The organism is Micromonospora sp. NBC_01740 (assembly GCF_035920365.1).
Taxonomy (GTDB): domain Bacteria; phylum Actinomycetota; class Actinomycetes; order Mycobacteriales; family Micromonosporaceae; genus Micromonospora; species Micromonospora reichwaldensis.
Map to the genome: position 1 here is coordinate 2,281,448 of NZ_CP109150.1, position 19,073 is coordinate 2,300,520.

Here is a 19,073-nt window from a genome sequence, read left to right on the forward strand (position 1 = left end):
CAGCCTGTCGGCGCCGTGCTGTCTACCATCACAGTCATGCGGGAAGCGGGTGCTCCCGGGCCGCGGCGACGCGCCCGGGGCCGGCCACGCCGCGAGCCGGGGCCGCTGCCCCGGGCCGTCGCCCGGATGGTGGTGCGCGCCGCCGACGCCGCCACCCGGGCGGTGACGGCCCTGCTCGGCGCCAGCCCGGCGGCCGGCCGGGAGCGGATCAGCGAGGCGGAGCTGCGCGACCTGGTGGCCGCCAACACCCTGCTCGACCCGGTCGAGCGCCGGATCATCGACGAGGTGCTGGCCGCGGGCGCGAGCCTGGTCCGCGAGGTGATGATGCCGCGCACCGAGGTCGTCTTCCTCTCCGCCCGGCACACCATCGCCGAGGCGGAGCGGCTGGTCCGGGCCGAGACGCACACCCGCTACCCCGTGGTCGACGGCACCCACGACGACGTGGTCGGCTTCGTGCACCTGCGCGACGTGCTGCTCCGCCCCGACCTCGACCCCCGCACCACCGTCGGCGAGCTGACCCGGGAGGTGAAGCGGCTGCCCGGCAGCAAACGGGTGCTCGCCGCGCTCAGCGAGATGCGCCGGGAACGCCACCACCTCGCCGTCGTGGTCGACGAGTACGGCGGCACCGCCGGCATCGTCACCCTGGAGGACCTGATCGAGGAGCTGATCGGGGAGATCCACGACGAGTACGACACCGCCCCCGAGCCGGTGCACGCGGGCCTGCCCGCCGTGGTGGACGGCCGGCTCAACCTCGCCGACTTCGCCGAGCGCACCGGGGTGAGCCTGCCACCCGGCCCGTACGAGACGGTCGGCGGATTCGTGATGGCCGCGCTGGGCCGGCTCCCGGTCGCCGGCGACGAGGTGCCGGTGACCGCCGGCCCGGCCGCCGACGGCGGCGCGGCACCCGACGACCCGTCCGGCGGATGGCTGCTGCGGGTGCTCACGCTGGAGGGACGACGGGTGGCCCGGCTCACGGTCACCGCCGGGCGCCTGCCGGAGCCACGGCGCGAGGCCGCCGCCCCGACACCGACGGGGCGGAGCCGACCCGCCGGGCCGTCATGACGCGCACCGGGTCTTGCTGACAGAATTGCCGCCATGTCCGACGTACCCGCCCGCCCCCGCGTCTTCTCCGGCATCCAGCCGACGGCCGACTCGTTCCACCTCGGCAACTACCTGGGCGCCGTGCGGCACTGGGTGGCGTTGCAGGACACCCACGACGCCTACTACTGCGTGGTCGATTTGCACGCGATCACCGCGGGGCACGACCCGAAGACGCTCATGCAGCGTTCCCGGATGGCGGCCGCCCAGCTCTTCGCCGTCGGCCTCGACGCGGAGCGCAGCACGCTCTTCGTGCAGTCGCAGGTGCCCGAGCACTCGCAGCTCGCCTGGGTGCTGGGCTGCATCACCGGGTTCGGCGAGGCGAGCCGGATGACGCAGTTCAAGGACAAGTCGCAGAAGCAGGGCGGCGAGCGGGCGAGCGTGGGCCTGTTCACCTACCCGGTCCTGCAGGCCGCCGACATCCTGCTCTACCAGGCCAACGCCGTGCCGGTGGGCGAGGACCAGCGCCAGCACCTGGAGCTCTCCCGCGACCTGGCCCAGCGGTTCAACTCGCTGTTCGGGCCGACCCTGACGGTGCCCGCGCCGCACATCGTCAAGGACACCGCGAAGATCACCGACCTCCAGGACCCGACGGCCAAGATGTCGAAGTCGTCCTCGTCGCCGGCCGGCATCGTCAACCTGCTGGAGGACCCGGCCCGCTCGGCCAAGAAGATCCGTTCCGCGGTCACGGACACGGGGCGGGAGATCGTCTTCGACACCGAGACCAAGCCCGGCATCTCCAACCTGCTGACCATCTACTCGGCGCTGAGCGGCCGCGGCGTCGACGACCTGGTCGCCGCGTACGCCGGCAAGGGCTACGGCGACCTGAAGAAGGACCTCGGCGAGGTGGTGCGGGAGTTCGTCGGCCCGATCCAGGAACGCACCCGGACCTACCTCGACGACCCGGCGCAGCTGGACAAGCTGCTCGCCGCCGGCGCGGAGAAGGCCCGCGCGACCGCCGGCGAGACGCTGCGCACCGTGTACGAGCGGGTGGGCTTCTTCCCGCCGGTGCGCGGCGAGTAGCGCCCCGGCGCGACGGGTGAGGGCGGACGGGCCGGTGGCCGGAGGGATGACGCACAGCGTGGATCGCAGGGACGGGACGCCGGACGCCGGTGACACCATCGAGATCGGCATCGCGGTCGACATCCCGGAGCCGTGGGGCGGCATGCTCACCCGGCGGCGGGTCGAGGCCGGCGACCCTCGGGTCGTGCCCGCGCACGTGACCCTGCTCGGGCCGACCGAGATCCCGGTGGCGACGCTGCCGGCGGTGGAACGGCACCTCGGGGCGGTCGCCGCCGCCCACCTGCCGTTCACCCTGCACCTGCGGGGCACCGGGACGTTCCGGCCGGTGACCCAGGTCGTCTTCGTGGCGGTGGCCGCCGGGATCAGCGAGTGCGAGCTGCTCGCCGCCGCGATCAGGGCCGCCCCGGAGCTGCACCGCGAGACGCGCTTCCCGTACCACCCGCACGTCACGGTCGCGCAGGACGTCGCGCCGGAGGCGCTGGACCGGGCGTACGAGGACCTGGCCGACTTCTCGGCCATGTTCGAGGTCGAGGCGTTCACCCTCTTCTCGCACAGCGGGCAGACCCGGTGGCAGCCGCGCCGGGACTTCCGGCTGGGCGGCTGAGCGGTCGGCCCGGGTGCGCCACGAGCGCCACGGCGCCCACCTTCCCGGCGCCGGCCCGCGTCGGACGACCGCCGCCCGGTGCGGGGCGGCGTCCGGTTGCCCGCACGGGGGCGAAGGATCGGCGAGGATGACGGCGTGAACGTGCTGAGCCGCATCGAGGCGGGCATCGACAGCAGGATCAGCGCGGTGCGCCGCCGGTGGGGCGTCGCGGACCACCTGTGGCGGGCCGGCGTGCTCTACACCGACGTGCTGGGCGGGCGGCTGGCCGCCGCGATCGCCTACTACGGCTTCTTCGCGGTCTTCGCGCTGGCGCTGGTCGGGTACTCGATCTTCGGGGCCATCCTGGAGGACAACGACGAGGTCAGCGACGCCGCCGCCGACTTCCTCCGGGAGAACCTGCCGTTCCTCGACCCCGTGCAGATCGCCGACAGCAGCGGCACGGTCGGGGTGGTCGGCCTGATCATCCTGGCGTTCACCGGGATCGGCTGGGTCGAGGCGATCCGCTCCTCCCAGCGGCTCATGTACGGGCTCAACCAGCAACCGGGCAACCTGGTGGTCCGCCGCCTGGTCGACCTCGGCGTGCTGGTGGTCATCTTCGTGCTGCTCGGCGTCTCGGTGGCGGCGGTGGACACCCTGGAGTCGCTGCTGCGCTTCCTGCTGCGCAGCACCGGCTCGGCGGGCCTGACCACGGTCAGCGCGGTGCTCAGCGTGCTGGTCAACGCGGTGCTGGCCACCCTGCTGCTGGTGGCGGTGCCGAGGCTGCGGATGACCCGGTCCCGGCTGCGCCCCGTGGTGCTGCTGGTCGCGGTCGGCATCACGCTGCTGAACACCGTCGGGCGCTTCTACGTGGTACGCACCGAGCGGAACCCGGCGTACACGGTCGTGGCGGGCGCCGTGGGCCTGCTGCTCTACCTCTACCTGCTCAACCAGTTGGTGCTCTTCGGCGCGGCGCTGGCCGCGACCAGCCCGCGCGGTCGGGTGGTGGACCTGGCGGCGAGCCCGGCGCCGGCCGAGACGGACGCGGAGACGGATCCCGGCACCCCGGGCGGGGCCGGATGAGCGGGGGAGCGGGCGTGCGGATCTCGGTCGACCAGGCCTCGGCGGTGCCGCCGTACGAGCAGGTGCGCGGGCAGCTCGCGGAGCTGATCGGGACGGGCCGGCTGGCGGTGGGCACCCGGCTGCCCACCGTCCGGGCGTTCGCGGCCGACCTCGGGCTGGCGGTCAACACCGTGGCGCGGGCCTACCGGGAGCTGGAGGCGGCCGGTCTGCTGGAGACCCGCGGCCGGCACGGCACCTTCGTCGCGCCCGGGCGCGACGACGCGACGGACCGGTTGCAGCGGGTCGCGGCCGACTACGCCGCCGAGGCCGCCCGGTTGGGCGTGCCGCCCGCGGCGGCGCTGGCCCTGGTCCGCGCGGCGTTGGACGCGGCCCGGCCGGGCTGACGCACGGCGGAGTCCCGACAGCCACGACGGCGGTGAATAGGGGCGAATGCCTCCCGGCCCGGGGGCGCGACGGACCATGATGGGCGCGTGGGCGCACTCGTGACACTGGACCTGCCGGACGACTCGCCGATGCTCGGCCTGCCGTGGATCATCACCTTCGGCCCGCTCGGCGATGCCGACGAGTGGGAGCCGGTGGTCTGCGGCCCCTACGAGCGGCCGCACGCCCTCGCGCTGGCCGAGGCGATCGTCGCCGAGGAGCAGCTGATGGCGGTGGTCGAGCCGCTGCTGCCCGCGGTCTCGGCCGAGGAGATCCGGGGCGAGATCGCCGCGGCGCAGGTCGCCGCCGAGGACGAGGCGGCGCAGCTCGACCAGGCCGACCTCTACGGCGACTTCGAGGACACCATCGACGAGGAACTGGAGGCGGCGGCCGAGGAGGCCGACCTGGCGGAGCCGCTGGCCCCGCCCACCGAGGCCGAGCTGCGGGCTGGCTTCGGGCGCATCGCCGCCAAGCTCACCAACGGCGCCTGAGCCGGCCCGGGCGGGGCCGGGCCGCCCGGGCGGCGCGGGTCAGCGGCGGTGGGGCGAGCTGTGCAGTACGCAGAACTCGTTGCCCTCCGGGTCGGCCAGCACCGTGAACCCCTCGTCGCCGCGCTGCCCCACGTCCGTGGGCCGGGCGCCGAGCCCGATCAACCGGCTCACCTCGTCCGCCGGATCGCCGTCGGCGACCACGTCCAGGTGCAGCCGGTTCTTTCCGTGCTTGGGCGTGCCGGAGCCCTGCAACCAGACGGTGGGAGCCCCGACCCGGTCGTCCGGGGGATGGAGCTTCGCGCTGCCGTCGCCGCCGGCGTCGACGGCGTAGCCGAGCGCCGCCGCCCAGAAGGCGGCCATCAGGTCGAGATCGACGACGTCGAGGGTGTACTGCGCGACGCGAACCACCATGGGTCCGTCGTACCCGCAGGGGCCGGGGGCGACACGCGCTCCGATGGACGCCGGCGCCGCCGGAGCGGACTCCGGTGGCGCCGGCGCCACCTCACCCCCCACCACAAGGGGTCGGTAGCCCAGTCGCCCGTCGGCGCGGGGCACAACGGACGACCAGGTCGATGACGGGTTACCCGCTCAGCGCCGTTCGAACCAGGCCGCCGCGTCGACTCCGAGCAGATGGCCGGAGCCCTGCCCGGTGAGCGGCTCGCTGGCGGCGATCGGCACGCCGTACCCGTCGATCAGGGCCGGCGCACCGCTGATGTTGACCACGCAGGTCAGCACGGTGTCGCCGGCGGCGCGGCTGAAGGCGAGCACGCCCGGCCCGGCCTCCAACCAGGTGACTCCGCCCGCGTCGGCGGCCAGCGCCGGGTGTTCCCGGCGGATCCGCAGCGCGGTGCGGTAGAGCTCCAGCGTCGAGCCGGGCACGCCGGCCTGGGCGGCGACCGAGAGGCCACGCCAGGTCGCGGGGGCCGGCAGCCAGCTCAGCTCGCTGCCCTGCGGCCCGAAGCCGTACGGGGCCAGCTCGCCGCTCCACGGGATCGGTACGCGGCAACCGTCCCGGCTCTGGCCGGTGCGCAGGAACGCCGGGTCCTGGCGCAGCTCGTCCGGCAGGTCGAGCACCTCCGGCAGGCCCAGTTCCTCGCCCTGGTAGATGTAGGCGCAGCCGGGCAGGGCGAGCATCAGCAGGGTGGCGGCCCGCGCCCGGCGGAGCCCCTCGGCGCCGTCGCCGTAGCGGGTGACGTGCCGCTGCTTGTCGTGGTTGGACAGCACCCAGGTGGTGGGCGCGCCGACGATCGTCGACTCGGCGAGCGCGGTGTCGATGACCTTGCGGAACGAGTCGGCCGACCAGGTCGCGTCGAGGAAGTCGAAGCTGAACGCCTGGTGCAGCTCGTCCGGGCCGATGTAGCGGGCGAGGCGCTGCGGGGTCTCGGCCCACGCCTCGGCGACCGCCATCCGGCCGCCCGGGTAGCTGTCCAGGATCGGCCGCCAGGCGCGGTAGATGTCGTGCACCTCGTCCTGGTCGAAGTAGGGGAGCCGGCCCTTGCCGAGCAGTTCCGCCTGGCGCTGGCCGGTGGTCATCGAGCTGAACCCGACGTCCGGCAGCCCCTCGGCCTTGATCATGCCGTGCGCCACGTCGATCCGGAAGCCGTCCACGCCCCGGTCGAGCCAGAAGCGCAGGACGCCCTCGAACTCGGCGCGCACCTCGGGGTGGCGCCAGTTCAGGTCCGGCTGGGCCGGGTCGAACAGGTGCAGGTACCACTGGCCGTCGTCGATGCGCGTCCAGGCGTGGCCGCCGAAGATGCTCTCCCAGTCGTTCGGGGGCAGCTCGCCGTTCTCGCCCTTGCCCTCGGCGAAGAGGTAGCGCTCGCGCTCGGCGGAGCCCGGGCCGGCGGCCAGCGCCGCCTGGAACCACGAGTGCGCGCTGGAGGTGTGGTTGGGCACCAGGTCGACGATGATCCGCAGGCCGAGGGCGTGCGCGTCGGTGATCATGTTGTCGAAGTCGGTGAGGGTGCCGAACATCGGGTCGACGTCGCGGTAGTCGGCGACGTCGTACCCGCCGTCGATCATCGGGGAGGTGTAGAAGGGGGTCAGCCAGAGCGCGTCCACCCCGAGATCGCGCAGGTACGGCAGGCGCTCACGGATGCCCTGGAGGTCGCCGACGCCGTCGCCGTTGGAGTCGGCGAAGCTGCGTACGTACACCTGGTAGACGACCGCGGAGCGCCACCAGTCGTCGTCGGAGGTCAGCGGCGTGGGGTTGCTGACGGTCATCGGTGGCGTTCCCCGTTCTGTGGCGCGGGACGGCGGCACCCGGCGTGGCGCGGGTGCGGGTGCGGTGTCTGAGCAGAATGCCGCCCGCGACTGCAAGAGTCAAGCATTCCTTGCGCAAGAAATGGCAATGATCACGCCAAGACTCCGCCGGCTCACGCCCGGTGAGCCCTTCCGGGCGTGCGGCCGGGTCGGAGAGGGCGGTCAGGCGGGAGCCGGGGCGGTCAGGCCGGGACGGCGAGCGCGGGCGGGGCCGGGCGCTGCCGCGTCGCGCCGCCCGGGGCCGGCCGCGCGGCGTCGGTGGGGGCGACCGCGGTGGAGCCACGCACCACCAGTTCCGGGCGGAACACGTACTCCGAGTGCGGGGCGGCGTGCCCGTTGATCTCGTCGACCAGGGCCCGGACGGCGGCGACGGCCATCGCGGCCACCGGCTGCCGCATGGTGGTCAGCGGCGGGTCGGTGAAGGCCATCAGCGGGGAGTCGTCGTAGCCGACCACCGACAGCTCGCCGGGGACCGACATGCCGCGCTGCCGGGCGGCCCGGATCGCGCCGAGCGCCATCAGGTCGGAGCCGCAGACGATGCCGGTGACGCCGCGCTCCAGCAGCCGGGCGGCGGCGGCCTCGCCACCCTCCACACCGAACAGGGAGAGCTCGGCCAGCTCGTCGAGGCCGGCCTCGTCGACGCCGACCAGCCGGCTCATCGCGGCCCGGAAGCCGGCCACCCGGCGCTGCACCGGCACGAAGCGGTCCGGGCCGGTGATCAGGCCGATGCGGCGGTGCCCGAGCGCCACCAGGTGGGCCACGGCCAGCTCGGTGGCCTCGCCGTCGTCGCAGGAGACGAAGGGCGCGGGGATGCCGGGCGCGTACCCGTTGATCATCACGACGGGCAGCGGGCGGGCGATCAGGGCCCGGTAGCGGTCGTGGTTGGCGGCGGTGTCGGCGTGCAGGCCGGAGACGAAGACTATTCCGGAGACCTGCCGGTCCAGCAGCATCTCGACGTACTCGTCCTCGGTGACCCCGCCGGCCGTCTGGGTGCAGAGCACGGGGGTGAAGCCGCTCTGCGCCAGGGTCGACTCGATCACCTGGGCGAAGGCGGGGAAGATCGGGTTGTCGAGTTCGGGGACCACCAGACCCACGAGACCGGCGCTGCGCTTGCGTAGCCGGGCCGGGCGCTCGTAACCGAGCACATCGAGGGCGGTGAGTACGGCTTGCCGGGTCTCGGGGGCCACTCCCGGGCGGTCGTTGAGCACCCGCGACACCGTGGCCTCGCTGACTTCGGCCTGTAGGGCGATGTCGGACAGTCGAGCGCGCATGGGCGCACTTTAGCTCAAAGGCAAGTTCTTGCGTACACTTCTGCAAGCCCTTCCATTCTCTGCAACCTCTTGCTAACGTCCCCGCAACACGCGAGAGCAGCGGCGCAGCACGCCGAGCGCCGGTTGGCAAGAAACTTACAGAGCTTCCACTGGCGGGATCGCCTCTCCCCCGGCGTGCCGCCATGACGACAGGAGTACCGATGCGCATCCGTACCGCGGGTGTGGTCGCCGTCCTCGGCCTGGCGCTCGCCGCCTCCGGCTGTGGTGGCGACAGCAACGACGAGCCGGCCGCGAAGGAATCCAGCAAGGCCGCCACCGGCGGCAAGCTGGTGATCTGGGCCGACGACAAGCGCGCCGCCGCCCTCAAGCCGTTCGGCGAGAAGTTCGGCAAGGAGAACGGCGTCACGGTCGAGGTCCAGGCCGTCTCCAAGGACCTCCAGACCAACTTCGTCACCGCCTCCCAGCAGGGCAGCGGCCCGGACGTCGTGGTCGGCGCGCACGACTGGATCGGCAACCTGGTGCAGAACGGCGCCATCGACCCGGTCCAGCTCGCCGCCGAGCAGAAGAGCGCCTTCAACGAGACCGCCGTCAAGGCCGTCACGTTCAACGGCCAGCTCTACGGCGTGCCGTACGCCATGGAGAACCTGGCGCTGATCCGCAACACCGAGCTGGCTCCCGAGGCGCCGAAGACCATCGAGGACCTGGTCGCCGCCGGCAAGAAGCTCAAGGCCGAGAAGAAGGCCAGCGAGATCCTCTGCCTCCAGTCCGGCCAGAACGGCGACGCGTACCACATCTACCCGCTCTACACCTCGGCCGGCGGCTACCTCTTCGGCACCGCCGCCAACGGCGACTACGACCCGAAGGACCTGGGCGTGGGCAAGCCGGAGTCGATCGCGGCGTTCCAGAAGATCGCCAAGCTGGGTGAGAAGGGCGAGGGTGCGCTGAAGCGCTCCATCACCGGCGAGAACTCCATCGCCACCTTCACCGGCAAGAAGTGCGCCTTCCTGGTCTCCGGCCCGTGGGCCATCGCCGACGCCAAGAAGGCCAACATCAAGTACGACATCTCCCCGGTCCCCGGCTTCGCCGGCGGCAAGGAGGCCCAGCCGTTCGTGGGCGTCCAGTCCTTCTACGTCGCGGCCAAGGGGCAGAACAAGGCCCTGGCGCAGGAGTTCGTCGCGAACCACGTGACCACCCCGGACCTCGCCATGGCGCTCTACAACGCCGAGCCGCGTCCCCCGGCGCTGACCGCCGCGCTCGACCAGGTCAAGGGCAGCGACCCGGACCTGGCCAAGTTCCAGGAGGCCGGCAAGAACGGCCAGGTGCTCCCGGCGATCCCGGCCATGGCCGCGATCTGGGACCCGTTCGGCAAGGCGGAGGCCGCCATCATCGGCGGCGCCGACCCGGCCAAGACGATCACCGCCGCCGGTAAGACGATCGCCGGCCAGATCAAGTAATGAGCACGTCGTCGTCCGGCCCGGGGACTGCCACGCAGCCCCCGGGCCGGGGGCCCGTACGGTCCGGGTCCCCGCGCACGTCCCGTACCGCGCGGAACCACGCGCCGATCACCCTGACGGGCCTGCTCGTCAAGGTGGTCCTGCTCGGCCTCGTGGCCGGGATCGCGGTCTGGGCGGCGTTCCCGCTCATCGAGGCCGAACTCTGGGTCGGGTTGGCGGTCCTGCTGGCGACCACCGCCGGCCTCTTCTACCTCTACCTGACGCCCCGGCACATCCCCGTCAAGTACCTGATCCCGGGCACGCTCTTCCTGGTGGCGTTCCAGATCATCCCGGTGCTCTACACCGCGAGCACCGCCTTCACGAACTTCGGCGACGGCCACCGGGGCAGCAAGGACGACGCCATCGTCGCCATCCAGAGCGGCTCGGTGACGCAGGTCCCCGGCTCGGTCCAGTACCCGCTGACCGTCGCCACGAAGGGCGACCCGGCCACCGGCGCGCTGGTCTTCCTGGTCACCGACCCGCAGACGAACACCGTCTCCGTCGGCGACACCGAGGGCCTGCGCCCGCTCGACGCCGGCAGCGTCACCGTCGCGCCGGGCGGCAAGGTCACCGCCGCCGACGGCTACCAGATCCTCAACTTCGGCGAGGCCAGCACGCGGAGCAAGGACATCACCGACATGGTGGTGCCGACCTCCGGGGGCGCGCTGCGCTCGTCCGGCCTGTCGCGCGCCTACGAGGGCAAGGCGGTCCGGGCGTACGACGCGGGCTGCGACTGCATCCGCGACAGCGAGACCGGTAAGACCTGGACCGCCGACGGGAAGGTCGGCTCCTTCGTCGCCGCGGACGGCGAGACGCTGGCCCAGGGCTGGCAGGTCAACGTCGGGCTGCGCAACTTCGCCGACGTGCTCACCGACCCGGCCATCTCCGGCCCGTTCTTCAGCACGCTGATCTGGAACTTCGCCTTCGCGCTCGGTTCCACCGGCTTCACGTTCCTGCTCGGCATGGGCATCGCGCTGGCGCTGCACTCGCCCCGGATGCGGGGCACGAACTTCTACCGGGTGCTGCTGATCCTGCCCTACGCCATGCCGTCCTTCGCGATGCTGCTGGTCTGGCGGGACATGTTCAACACCGACTTCGGCCTGATCAACAACCTGTTCGGGCTGGGGGTGGACTGGTTCGGCGAGACCTGGTCGGCCCGGCTCGCGGTGCTGCTGGTGCAACTCTGGCTCGGCTACCCGTACATGTTCCTGGTGACGACCGGCGCGTTGCAGGCCATCCCACGTGAGCTGACCGAGGCCACCTCGGTCGACGGGGCGTCGCCGTTCCAGTCGTTCCGCGCGGTGACCATGCCGCTGCTGCTGGTGGCGATCTCGCCGCTGCTGATCGCGTCCTTCGCGTACAACTTCAACAACTTCAACGCGATCCAGTTCGTCACCGAGGGCGGACCGTTCCCGGCGGACAACCCGACGGCCGGCGCCACCGACCTGCTGATCACCTACACCTACCGGCTGGCCTTCGGCGCCCAGGGCGCCGAGTACGGACTGGCCGCCGCTGTCTCGATCTTCATCTTCGCGATCGTGGCGACGGTGTCGGCGATCAGCTTCTCCCGGACCCGCAAGCAGGAGGAGGTGTACTCGTGAGCACCCGCACCGAAGCGCCCGTCGCCAACCGCAACGCGACCGGACGGCGGAACCGCTGGTTCGCCCAGGTGGGATGGCGGCACCTGGTCGGCATCCTGGCGGTGGCGTTCAGTCTCTTCCCGATCCTGTTCGTCGTCTCGGCGGCGCTCAACCCGCTCGGCACGCTCTCCTCCACGGAGCTGGTGCCGACCGGTGCCTCGCTGGAGAACTTCACCAACCTCTTCGAGCGGACCGCCTTCGGTCGCTGGTTCCTCAACTCGCTGCTCCTGGCGGGGGTGGCCAGCTTCGCGTCGATCTTCCTGTCGGCGCTGGCGGCGTACGCCTTCTCCCGGATGCGCTTCGCCGGCCGCCGCGTCGGGCTGCTCTCCCTGCTGCTGATCCAGATGTTCCCGCAGTTCCTGGCGATCGTGGCGATCTTCCTGATCTTCACGAAGGTCACCGAACTGTGGCCGGTGATCGGCTTCAACACCCCGTGGGGTCTCTTCCTGCTCTACATGGGTGCCGCCCTCGGCGCGAACACCTGGCTGATGAAGGGCTTCTTCGACACGCTGCCGAAGGAGCTGGACGAGTCCGCCACCATGGACGGCGCCTCGCACGCCCAGATCTTCTTCCGGATCATGCTGCCGCTGGTGGCGCCGATCCTGGCGGTGACCGGCCTGCTCGCCTTCATCGGTTCGATCAACGAGTTCGTGATCGCCAACGTGTTCCTCACGAACACCAACTCGAAGACCCTCGCGGTCGGCATGTTCGGGCTGGTGGCCGGCGAACGCAACAACAACTTCGGGATCTTCGCGGCGGGCACCCTGCTCACCGCCATCCCGACGGTGCTGGTGTTCCAACTTCTCCAGCGCTACATCGTCAACGGCCTCACGGCCGGGGCGGTCAAGGGCTGAGCCTCCTCGGCTCACCGCTGCGGCAAGGGCGTCGGCGTCCGACGTACACCGGAGCAGTCACGGATCGACCGCCGCGGTCGGGGAACCGGCCGCGGCGGGAGACCCATTTCTCTCCCCGTCCGACCGACGCGAAAGGCGCCACCATGTCCCTGTTGCCGCACCACGACGGCTCCGCCCTGTACGTCCCCGAGCAGGAGCCCGCCCTCGGCGACGTCGTCGACGTCTTCGTCCGGGTGCCGGCCGGCGCCGACGTCCGGCAGGTGCACGTGCGCACCACCGGCGACGGCGAGCCCCGGTTCACCGAGGCGGTCGTCGACCGCACCGACGGCGCCGACGTCTGGTGGCGGGTGCCCGTCGAGGCCCGCAACCCGGTCAGCAACTACCGGTTCATGCTCACCGGCAGCCGCGGCAGCCGCTGGCTGAACGCCGCCGGCGTGGTGGGCCACGACGTGCCCGACAACGGCGACTTCAAGCTGGTCACCCACGCCCCGCCGCCCGCCTGGGCCCGCGACGCGGTGATCTACCAGATCTTCCCGGACCGGTTCGCCCGCTCCGCCGCCGCCGCGGGCCGCGAGGTGCCGGACTGGGCGATCCCGTGCGACTGGGACACCCCGGTGATCGGGCGCGGGCCCGAGACGCCCCGGCAGTTCTACGGCGGCGACCTGGACGGCGTCGCCGAGCGGCTGGACCACCTGGACCGCCTCGGCGTGAACACCGTCTACCTGACCCCGGTCTTCCCGGCCCGCTCCAACCACCGCTACGACGCGGCCAGCTTCGACACCGTCGACCCGCTGCTCGGCGGGGACGCCGCCCTGGCCCGCCTCGCCGACGCCGTACGCGCCCGGGGCTGGCGGCTGCTCGGCGACATCACCAGCAACCACACCGGCGACGCGCACGAGTGGTTCACCAGGGCCGCCTCCGACGTGTCCGCGCCCGAGCGGGAGCTGTACTACTTCGACGAGGTCTCCGGTGACTACGAGTCCTGGAACGGGGTCAAGTCGCTGCCGAAGCTGAACTGGGGCAGCGCCCAGCTGCGCCGGCGCTTCGCCACCGCCGACGACTCGCTGCTGCGCCGCTGGCTGCGCTCCCCGTACGGGCTGGACGGCTGGCGGGTGGACGTGGCGAACATGACCGGGCGGCGGGGCGCGGACGCGTACACGCACGAGGTGGCGGCGCTGCTGCGCGAGGTGGTCGCCCGGACCCGGGCCGACGCCCTGCTGATGGCCGAGCACGGTCACGACCACACCGGCGACCTCGACCGCAACGGCTGGCACGGCACGATGAACTACGTCGGCTTCACCGACCCGGTCTGGTCCTGGCTGCGGCACGGCGACCAGCCCGTACCGAACTTCCTCGGCACGCCGGGCGGGGTGGTGCGCCGGGACGCGGACGCGGTGCTCGCCACCATGGACGCCTACCGCTCGCTGGTCTCCTGGCGGTCGTACACCCACTCGTGGCAGCTGCTCGGGTCGCACGACTCCGCCCGGATCCGCACGGTGGTCGGCGACGCCGCGCGGCAGGAGGTGGCCGCCGGCCTGCTCGCCACCATGCCCGGCACTCCGATGATCTTCGCGGGCGACGAGCTGGGCCTGACGGGCAGCAACGGCGAGGGCTCGCGTACGCCGATGCCGTGGCACCGGCCGGAGAGCTGGGACGCCGTGACGTTCGCCGCGTACCGTGCCCTGGTGGCGCTGCGTCGCGCGGAGCCCGCGCTGCGCCACGGCGGCCTGCGCTGGCTGCGCGCCGACGCGGACACCCTGGTCTTCCTGCGCGAGGCCCCGACCGGCACGGTGCTGGTGCTGGCCCGCCGTGCGGCTGGCGAGCCGCTGCGCCTGACCGGGCTGGGTCCGGCCGAGAACCTGTACGGCGGCGCCCCCGCCCTGCGCCCCGACGCCGACGGCGCGGTCACCCTCCCGGCGGACGGCCCCACCTTCCAGGCATGGCGGCTGCCCTGACCCCCTACCGCCCCGCTACTACAATCCGTCGTTGATGGGGGAGGATGGTGGGCGTGGAAGCTCTGAGACTGATACTTCGCTACGTCCATTTGATCGGTTTCGCCCTGCTGCTCGGCGGCGCGATCGTCCAGTACATCAGCGGGAAGCTGCGGATCAACCCGGCCATGCTCTGGGGGTCCGTGATCATGCTGGCGACCGGGATCGGCCTCTCGGCGCCGCTGCGTGACGGCGACGAGCCGGCCCCCGCGAAACTTGTTACCAAGTTGGTGCTCGCCATACTGATCTTTGTCATGGTCTTCTTTTCCCGGAAGCGCGACGTGGTCAACCGTGGGCACTTCCTGGCAATCGTCGGGTTGACCCTGGTCAACGCGGCGGTGGCCGTCTTCTGGCGGTAACGTCACCGGCAGGGGACGACGCGCAGAACCGGACGTTTCGCGACGCCCCGCCGCGCACCCACCAGCACTGAGAGTGATCTGCCCCACCTAAGGGTTACGTAGGGGTAACAGGCGCTCAACAGTCGTGCACGATTGTCGGCCGGTGGGTGGGCGCGGGCGTACGCTCCCGTCCGTAACGTGGGACGCCGGCGGCGCAGCGCAGGCCGGCTCAAAGGGCTGCCACCGTGCAGGACGCGGTGTGCAATGGGAAGGAGACGTCTTGCGCTCTGTGCGTGGGATGCGGATTGCCTCCGTCTTCGCGATGGGTGGGCTCGTGCTGAGTGCCGCCGCGTGTGGCGAGGCTCCCGAGGAGAACAACAACGCCGGCAGTGGCGACAAGAAGTACAGCGCCTGCATGGTGACCGACGTCGGCGGCATCGACGACAAGTCGTTCAACACCTCCGCCTGGAAGGGCCTGGAGGAGGCGAAGAAGGCCAACGACAAGATCGACATCAAGTACGTCGCGTCGAAGGCCGAGGCGGACTACGAGGTCAACCTGACCCAGTACGTCAACCAGAAGTGCGACTTCATCCTGGCCGTCGGCGGCCTGATGGAGAACGCCACCAAGAAGGTCGCCCAGGCGAACCCGAACCAGCAGTTCGGCATCGTCGACTCCAAGCCGGGCGTGGACAACGTCTACCCGATGCAGTTCGACACCGCCCAGGCCGGCTTCCTCGCCGGTTACCTGGCCGCCGGCATGAGCAAGAGCGGCACGGTGGGCACCTACGGCGGCCTGCCGATCCCGCCGGTCACCATCTTCATGGACGGTTACGCCGACGGCGTCGCGCACTACAACAAGACCAAGAGCAAGAGCGTGAAGGTCGTCGGCTGGGACAAGGCCACCCAGAAGGGCTCCTTCACCAACGACTTCGTCAAGCAGGACGAGGGCAAGAAGGTCAGCGACGCGCTGGTCGCCCAGGGCGCCGACATCATCATGCCGGTCGCCGGCGGCGCGGGCCTCGGCACCACCGGCGCCGCGAAGGCGTCGGGCGGCAAGTACAACACCATCTGGGTGGACGTCGACGGCTGCGAGAGCACCCAGGACTGCGCGGCGATCATCACCACCGTCGAGAAGAACATCCCGGACGCCGTCAAGGAGGCCGTCGTCAAGGCCGCCGGCGGCGAGAAGCTGTCGGCCACCCCGGGCTACCTCGGCAACCTGTCCAACAACGGCGTCGGGCTCGCCCCGTACCACGAGTTCGACGGCAAGGTCCCGGCCGAGCTGAAGGCCGAGATCGACAAGCTGAAGGCGGACATCGCCGCCGGCACCGTCACCGTCACCTCCGCGGCCCAGCCGAAGTGAGGCTCCGCCGGCCGCCCGTGGTGAGACGATCACCCCGGTAGGCCGGCGGGCGGTACAGCACGACGATCCGGCCGCCCCGGCGTCGTGGGGGAATCCACCCCACGGCGCCGGGGCGGCCGATCCGCTCCAACCCGACGACGGCCCCGCGCCGCGAGCGGTCCACCGGCAGCTACGCTGCACCATCGCTTCGCACTCCAGGAGGTTGCGCTGAGACTCGAACTGCGCGGCATCACCAAGCGGTTCGGTGATCTGGTCGCCAACGATCACATCGACCTGACGGTGGAGCCTGGAGAGATCCACGCCCTGCTCGGCGAGAACGGCGCCGGCAAGTCGACCCTGATGAACGTGCTCTACGGGCTCTACCAGCCCGACGAGGGCGAGATCCTGGTCGACGGCGCGCCGCTGAAGCTGCGGGGACCGTCGGACGCGATCGGTGCCGGGATCGGCATGGTGCACCAGCACTTCATGCTGGTGCCCGTCTTCACCGTCACCGAGAACATCATGCTCGGCGCCGAGCAGGTCCGGGGCGGCATCGCCGGCTTCCTGGACCGGCGGCGGGCCCGACGCGAGGTCGCCGAGGTCTCCGAGCGGTACAACCTGCGGGTCGACCCGGACGCGGTGATCGAGGACCTGCCGGTCGGCATCCAGCAGCGGGTGGAGATCGTCAAGGCGCTCACCCGCGACGTCGACCTGCTCATCCTCGACGAGCCGACGGCCGTGCTCACGCCGCAGGAGACGGACGAGCTGCTCACCGTGATGCGGTCGCTCAAGGCCGCCGGCAAGTCGATCGTCTTCATCACCCACAAGCTTGGCGAGGTCAAGGCCATCGCCGACCGGATCACTGTGATCAGGCGGGGGAAGACCGTCGGCACCGCCTCCCCCGAGGCGAGCCGCGACGAGCTGGCCGCGCTGATGGTCGGCCGCAGCGTCCGGCTCACCGTGGACAAGGAGACCGCCACCCCCGGCAAGCCGGTCCTGGAGCTCTCCGGCCTGGTCGTCGACGACGACCGGCAGATCCGCGCGGTCGACGGGGTGGACCTGACCGTACGCGCGGGCGAGGTGCTCGGGATCGCGGGCGTGCAGGGCAACGGCCAGACCGAGCTGATCGAGGCGATCATGGGGCTGCGCCCGACGCTCGCCGGCACGGTCACCCTCGACGGGCAGCGGGTCAACGGCTGGTCGACCAAGAAGGTGCTGCGCGCCGGCGTCGGCTACGTGCCGGAGGACCGCAGCGTCGACGGCGTCGTCAAGGAGTTCTCCGTCGCGGAGAACCTGGTGCTCGACATCTACGACCGGCCGCCCTTCGGCAGGGGCCTGGCGCTCAAGCCGGACGCCATCGCCAAGTCGGCGAAGGAGCGGATCGCGCAGTTCGACGTGCGCACCTCCTCGGCCGACGCCCCCGTCGGCACCCTCTCCGGCGGCAACCAGCAGAAGGTGATCGTGGCGCGGGAGCTGTCCCGGCCGCTGAAGCTCTTCATCGCCGCCCAGCCGACCCGCGGCGTCGACGTCGGGTCGATCGAGTTCATCCACAGCCAGGTCATCCGGGAACGGGACGTCGGCACCGCCGTCATGGTGGTCTCCAGCGAGCTCGACGAGGTGATCGGCCTGGCCGACCGGATCGCGGTCATGTACCGCGGCCGGATCATCGGCATCGTCGGCCCGGACACCCCCCGCGAGGAGATCGGCCTGCTGATGGCCGGCATCACCCCCGACGCGGCGCCCGCCGCCGCGACCGGCACGACCCCGGCCGACGGCGGTGCGGCGGCCCCCGCCGCCGAGGGCCCTGGTAGCAAGGACGAGGCATGACGAACCCGAACCCCGGGTCGGGCTCCCCGGGCAACCCGAACCCCCCGTCGGGCTCCCCGGACAAGGAGCCGGCGACCGAGGCGCAGGCCGCGCAGACCGCGCTCGGCAACACCGAGCGCGCCGGTACGGCCACCTCCCCGAAGGTCCCGGCCCCGGAGGCGAAGCCCTCGCTGGGCCGGCTGTTCCTGGACAACCTCTGGGCGGCGAACACCTTCACGGTGACCCTGCTGTCGCTGGTGCTGGCGATGATCGTCGGCGCGATCCTGATGATCGTGTCCGATCCCGACGTGCTCGCCACCTACAGCTACATCACGGCCCGGCCGGCCGACGCGCTCAACGCGAGCTGGACGCTGGTCAGCGAGGCGTACGGCAACCTGTTCAAGGGCGCGGTCTTCGACCCGGACGCGGTCGGCTTCCAGGCGGTGATGAGCCCGATCTCGGAGACGCTCACCTACACCGCGCCGCTGGTCTTCACCGGCCTGTCGGTGGCGCTGGCCTTCCGGGGCGGCCTGTTCAACATCGGCGCCCAGGGCCAGGCCACCATGGGCGTGATCCTGGCCGCGCTGGCGGGCTTCCTGCTGCCGCTGCCGCCCGGCCTGCACCTGCTCGTCGCGGTGCTCGCCGGCGCGCTCGGCGGGGCGATCTGGGGCTTCATCCCGGGCATCCTCAAGGCGCGCACCGGCGCCCACGAGGTGATCAACACGATCATGCTCAACTACGTCGCCACGTACTTCCTGACCTGGATCATCGTGCAGAACGGCGTCCAGGACCCGAACCGTACGGACGCGATCAGCCGGCCGGTCGACGGCTCGGCCCAGCTGCCCCGGCTGCTCGGCGACGGGCTGCGGGTGCACGCCGGCATCATCCTGGCGGTGCTGGCCACCTGGGCGGTCTGGTGGCTGCTCAACCGCTCCACGCTCGGCTTCGAGCTGCGCGCCGTCGGCGCCAACCCCGACGCCGCGCGGACCGCCGGCATCAGCGTCACCCGGACGTACGTCCTGATCATGGTCTTCGCCGGGATCCTGGCCGGCCTCGGCGGCTCCAACATGGTGCTCGGCTCCACCGCCAGCGCGCTGACCCCGCTGGTGGTCGCGCAGATCGGCTTCGACGGCATCCTGGTGGCGCTGCTCGGCCGCGTGAAGCCGTGGGGCGTCGCGCTGGCCGCGCTGCTCTTCGGCGCGCTCCAGGCCGGCGGCAACCGGATGCAGTCCTACTCGGGGATCTCGCTGGAGCTGGTCACCGTGCTCCAGGCGCTGATCGTCATCTTCATCGCCGCGCCGGCCCTGGTGAAGGCGATCTTCCAGCTCCGGGCCGCCCGCGCCGCCCGGTTGCAGACGAGCCTGGCGAAGGGCTGGTAACT

Annotated in this window: 17 protein-coding genes; 14 read left to right on the forward strand and 3 right to left on the reverse strand. The window is 71.8% G+C overall.

The genetic code is table 11. The annotated features are described in order from the left end of the window. The first annotated feature begins 36 nt into the window (after positions 1-36). The 6 genes from OG989_RS11040 (at position 37) to OG989_RS11065 (ending at position 4,695) form a co-directional block, all read left to right on the forward strand. Positions 37-1,062: a hemolysin family protein gene (locus OG989_RS11040; protein WP_327030443.1), complete on the forward strand. Its 1,026-nt coding sequence runs from the start codon at positions 37-39 to the stop codon at positions 1,060-1,062. A 33-nt stretch (positions 1,063-1,095) separates the two neighbouring features. After that, positions 1,096-2,121 (forward strand): tryptophan--tRNA ligase, encoded by a 1,026-nt coding sequence (gene trpS / locus OG989_RS11045; protein ID WP_327030444.1) that lies wholly within the window; start codon positions 1,096-1,098, stop codon positions 2,119-2,121. Between the two features lie 46 nt (positions 2,122-2,167). After that, the gene (locus OG989_RS11050) at positions 2,168-2,725 is read left to right on the forward strand and encodes a 2'-5' RNA ligase family protein (RefSeq protein WP_151453451.1); all 558 of its coding nucleotides are present in this window, start codon (positions 2,168-2,170) and stop codon (positions 2,723-2,725) included. A 135-nt stretch (positions 2,726-2,860) separates the two neighbouring features. Then, positions 2,861-3,784 (forward strand): YihY/virulence factor BrkB family protein, encoded by a 924-nt coding sequence (locus OG989_RS11055; RefSeq protein WP_151453450.1) that lies wholly within the window; start codon positions 2,861-2,863, stop codon positions 3,782-3,784. 14 nt (positions 3,785-3,798) lie between these two features. After that, positions 3,799-4,167 (forward strand): GntR family transcriptional regulator, encoded by a 369-nt coding sequence (locus tag OG989_RS11060; RefSeq protein WP_393170328.1) that lies wholly within the window; start codon positions 3,799-3,801, stop codon positions 4,165-4,167. Between the two features lie 87 nt (positions 4,168-4,254). Then, complete coding sequence (locus OG989_RS11065; RefSeq protein WP_151453448.1) at positions 4,255-4,695, forward strand: hypothetical protein; 441 nt, start codon at positions 4,255-4,257, stop codon at positions 4,693-4,695. 39 nt (positions 4,696-4,734) lie between these two features. Here OG989_RS11065 and OG989_RS11070 read toward each other — a convergent pair whose 3' ends face one another. The 3 genes from OG989_RS11070 to OG989_RS11080 form a co-directional block, all read right to left on the reverse strand. Next, on the reverse strand, positions 4,735-5,106 hold the full coding sequence (locus tag OG989_RS11070) for a VOC family protein (RefSeq protein WP_327030445.1): 372 nt from the start codon (positions 5,104-5,106) through the stop codon (positions 4,735-4,737). Positions 5,107-5,283: 177 nt separating this feature from the next. Further along, positions 5,284-6,918 (reverse strand): glycoside hydrolase family 13 protein, encoded by a 1,635-nt coding sequence (locus OG989_RS11075; RefSeq protein WP_327030446.1) that lies wholly within the window; start codon positions 6,916-6,918, stop codon positions 5,284-5,286. A gap of 221 nt (positions 6,919-7,139) precedes the next feature. Next, positions 7,140-8,228, reverse strand: coding sequence for a LacI family DNA-binding transcriptional regulator (locus OG989_RS11080; protein WP_327030447.1), 1,089 nt, complete (start codon positions 8,226-8,228; stop codon positions 7,140-7,142). Positions 8,229-8,428: 200 nt separating this feature from the next. On the opposite strand from OG989_RS11080, the gene OG989_RS11085 reads away from it, so the two are divergent. From OG989_RS11085 to OG989_RS11120, 8 genes are all read left to right on the forward strand, one after another. After that, complete coding sequence (locus OG989_RS11085; RefSeq protein ID WP_327030448.1) at positions 8,429-9,682, forward strand: sugar ABC transporter substrate-binding protein; 1,254 nt, start codon at positions 8,429-8,431, stop codon at positions 9,680-9,682. After that, positions 9,682-11,322 carry an ABC transporter permease subunit gene (locus OG989_RS11090; RefSeq protein ID WP_151454463.1) on the forward strand — a complete coding sequence of 547 codons (1,641 nt, stop codon included), beginning with the start codon at positions 9,682-9,684 and terminating at the stop codon, positions 11,320-11,322. Before OG989_RS11085 ends, OG989_RS11090 begins: the two co-directional genes overlap by 1 nt. Next, on the forward strand, positions 11,319-12,215 hold the full coding sequence (locus tag OG989_RS11095; RefSeq protein WP_151454464.1) for a sugar ABC transporter permease: 897 nt from the start codon (positions 11,319-11,321) through the stop codon (positions 12,213-12,215). Before OG989_RS11090 ends, OG989_RS11095 begins: the two co-directional genes overlap by 4 nt. Before the next feature lie 143 nt (positions 12,216-12,358). Continuing rightward, entirely contained in the window at positions 12,359-14,170 is a 1,812-nt protein-coding gene (locus tag OG989_RS11100; RefSeq protein ID WP_327030449.1) for a glycoside hydrolase family 13 protein, read from the forward strand. Between the two features lie 53 nt (positions 14,171-14,223). After that, positions 14,224-14,565: a hypothetical protein gene (locus tag OG989_RS11105; protein WP_132231464.1), complete on the forward strand. Its 342-nt coding sequence runs from the start codon at positions 14,224-14,226 to the stop codon at positions 14,563-14,565. A gap of 277 nt (positions 14,566-14,842) precedes the next feature. Then, on the forward strand, positions 14,843-15,907 hold the full coding sequence (locus OG989_RS11110) for a BMP family lipoprotein (protein ID WP_327031143.1): 1,065 nt from the start codon (positions 14,843-14,845) through the stop codon (positions 15,905-15,907). 267 nt (positions 15,908-16,174) lie between these two features. Next, entirely contained in the window at positions 16,175-17,713 is a 1,539-nt protein-coding gene (locus tag OG989_RS11115) for an ABC transporter ATP-binding protein (RefSeq protein ID WP_327031144.1), read from the forward strand. Continuing rightward, positions 17,710-19,071, forward strand: a complete 1,362-nt coding sequence (locus OG989_RS11120) for an ABC transporter permease (RefSeq protein ID WP_327030450.1) — start codon at positions 17,710-17,712, stop codon at positions 19,069-19,071. Before OG989_RS11115 ends, OG989_RS11120 begins: the two co-directional genes overlap by 4 nt. Positions 19,072-19,073: the final 2 nt, after the last annotated feature.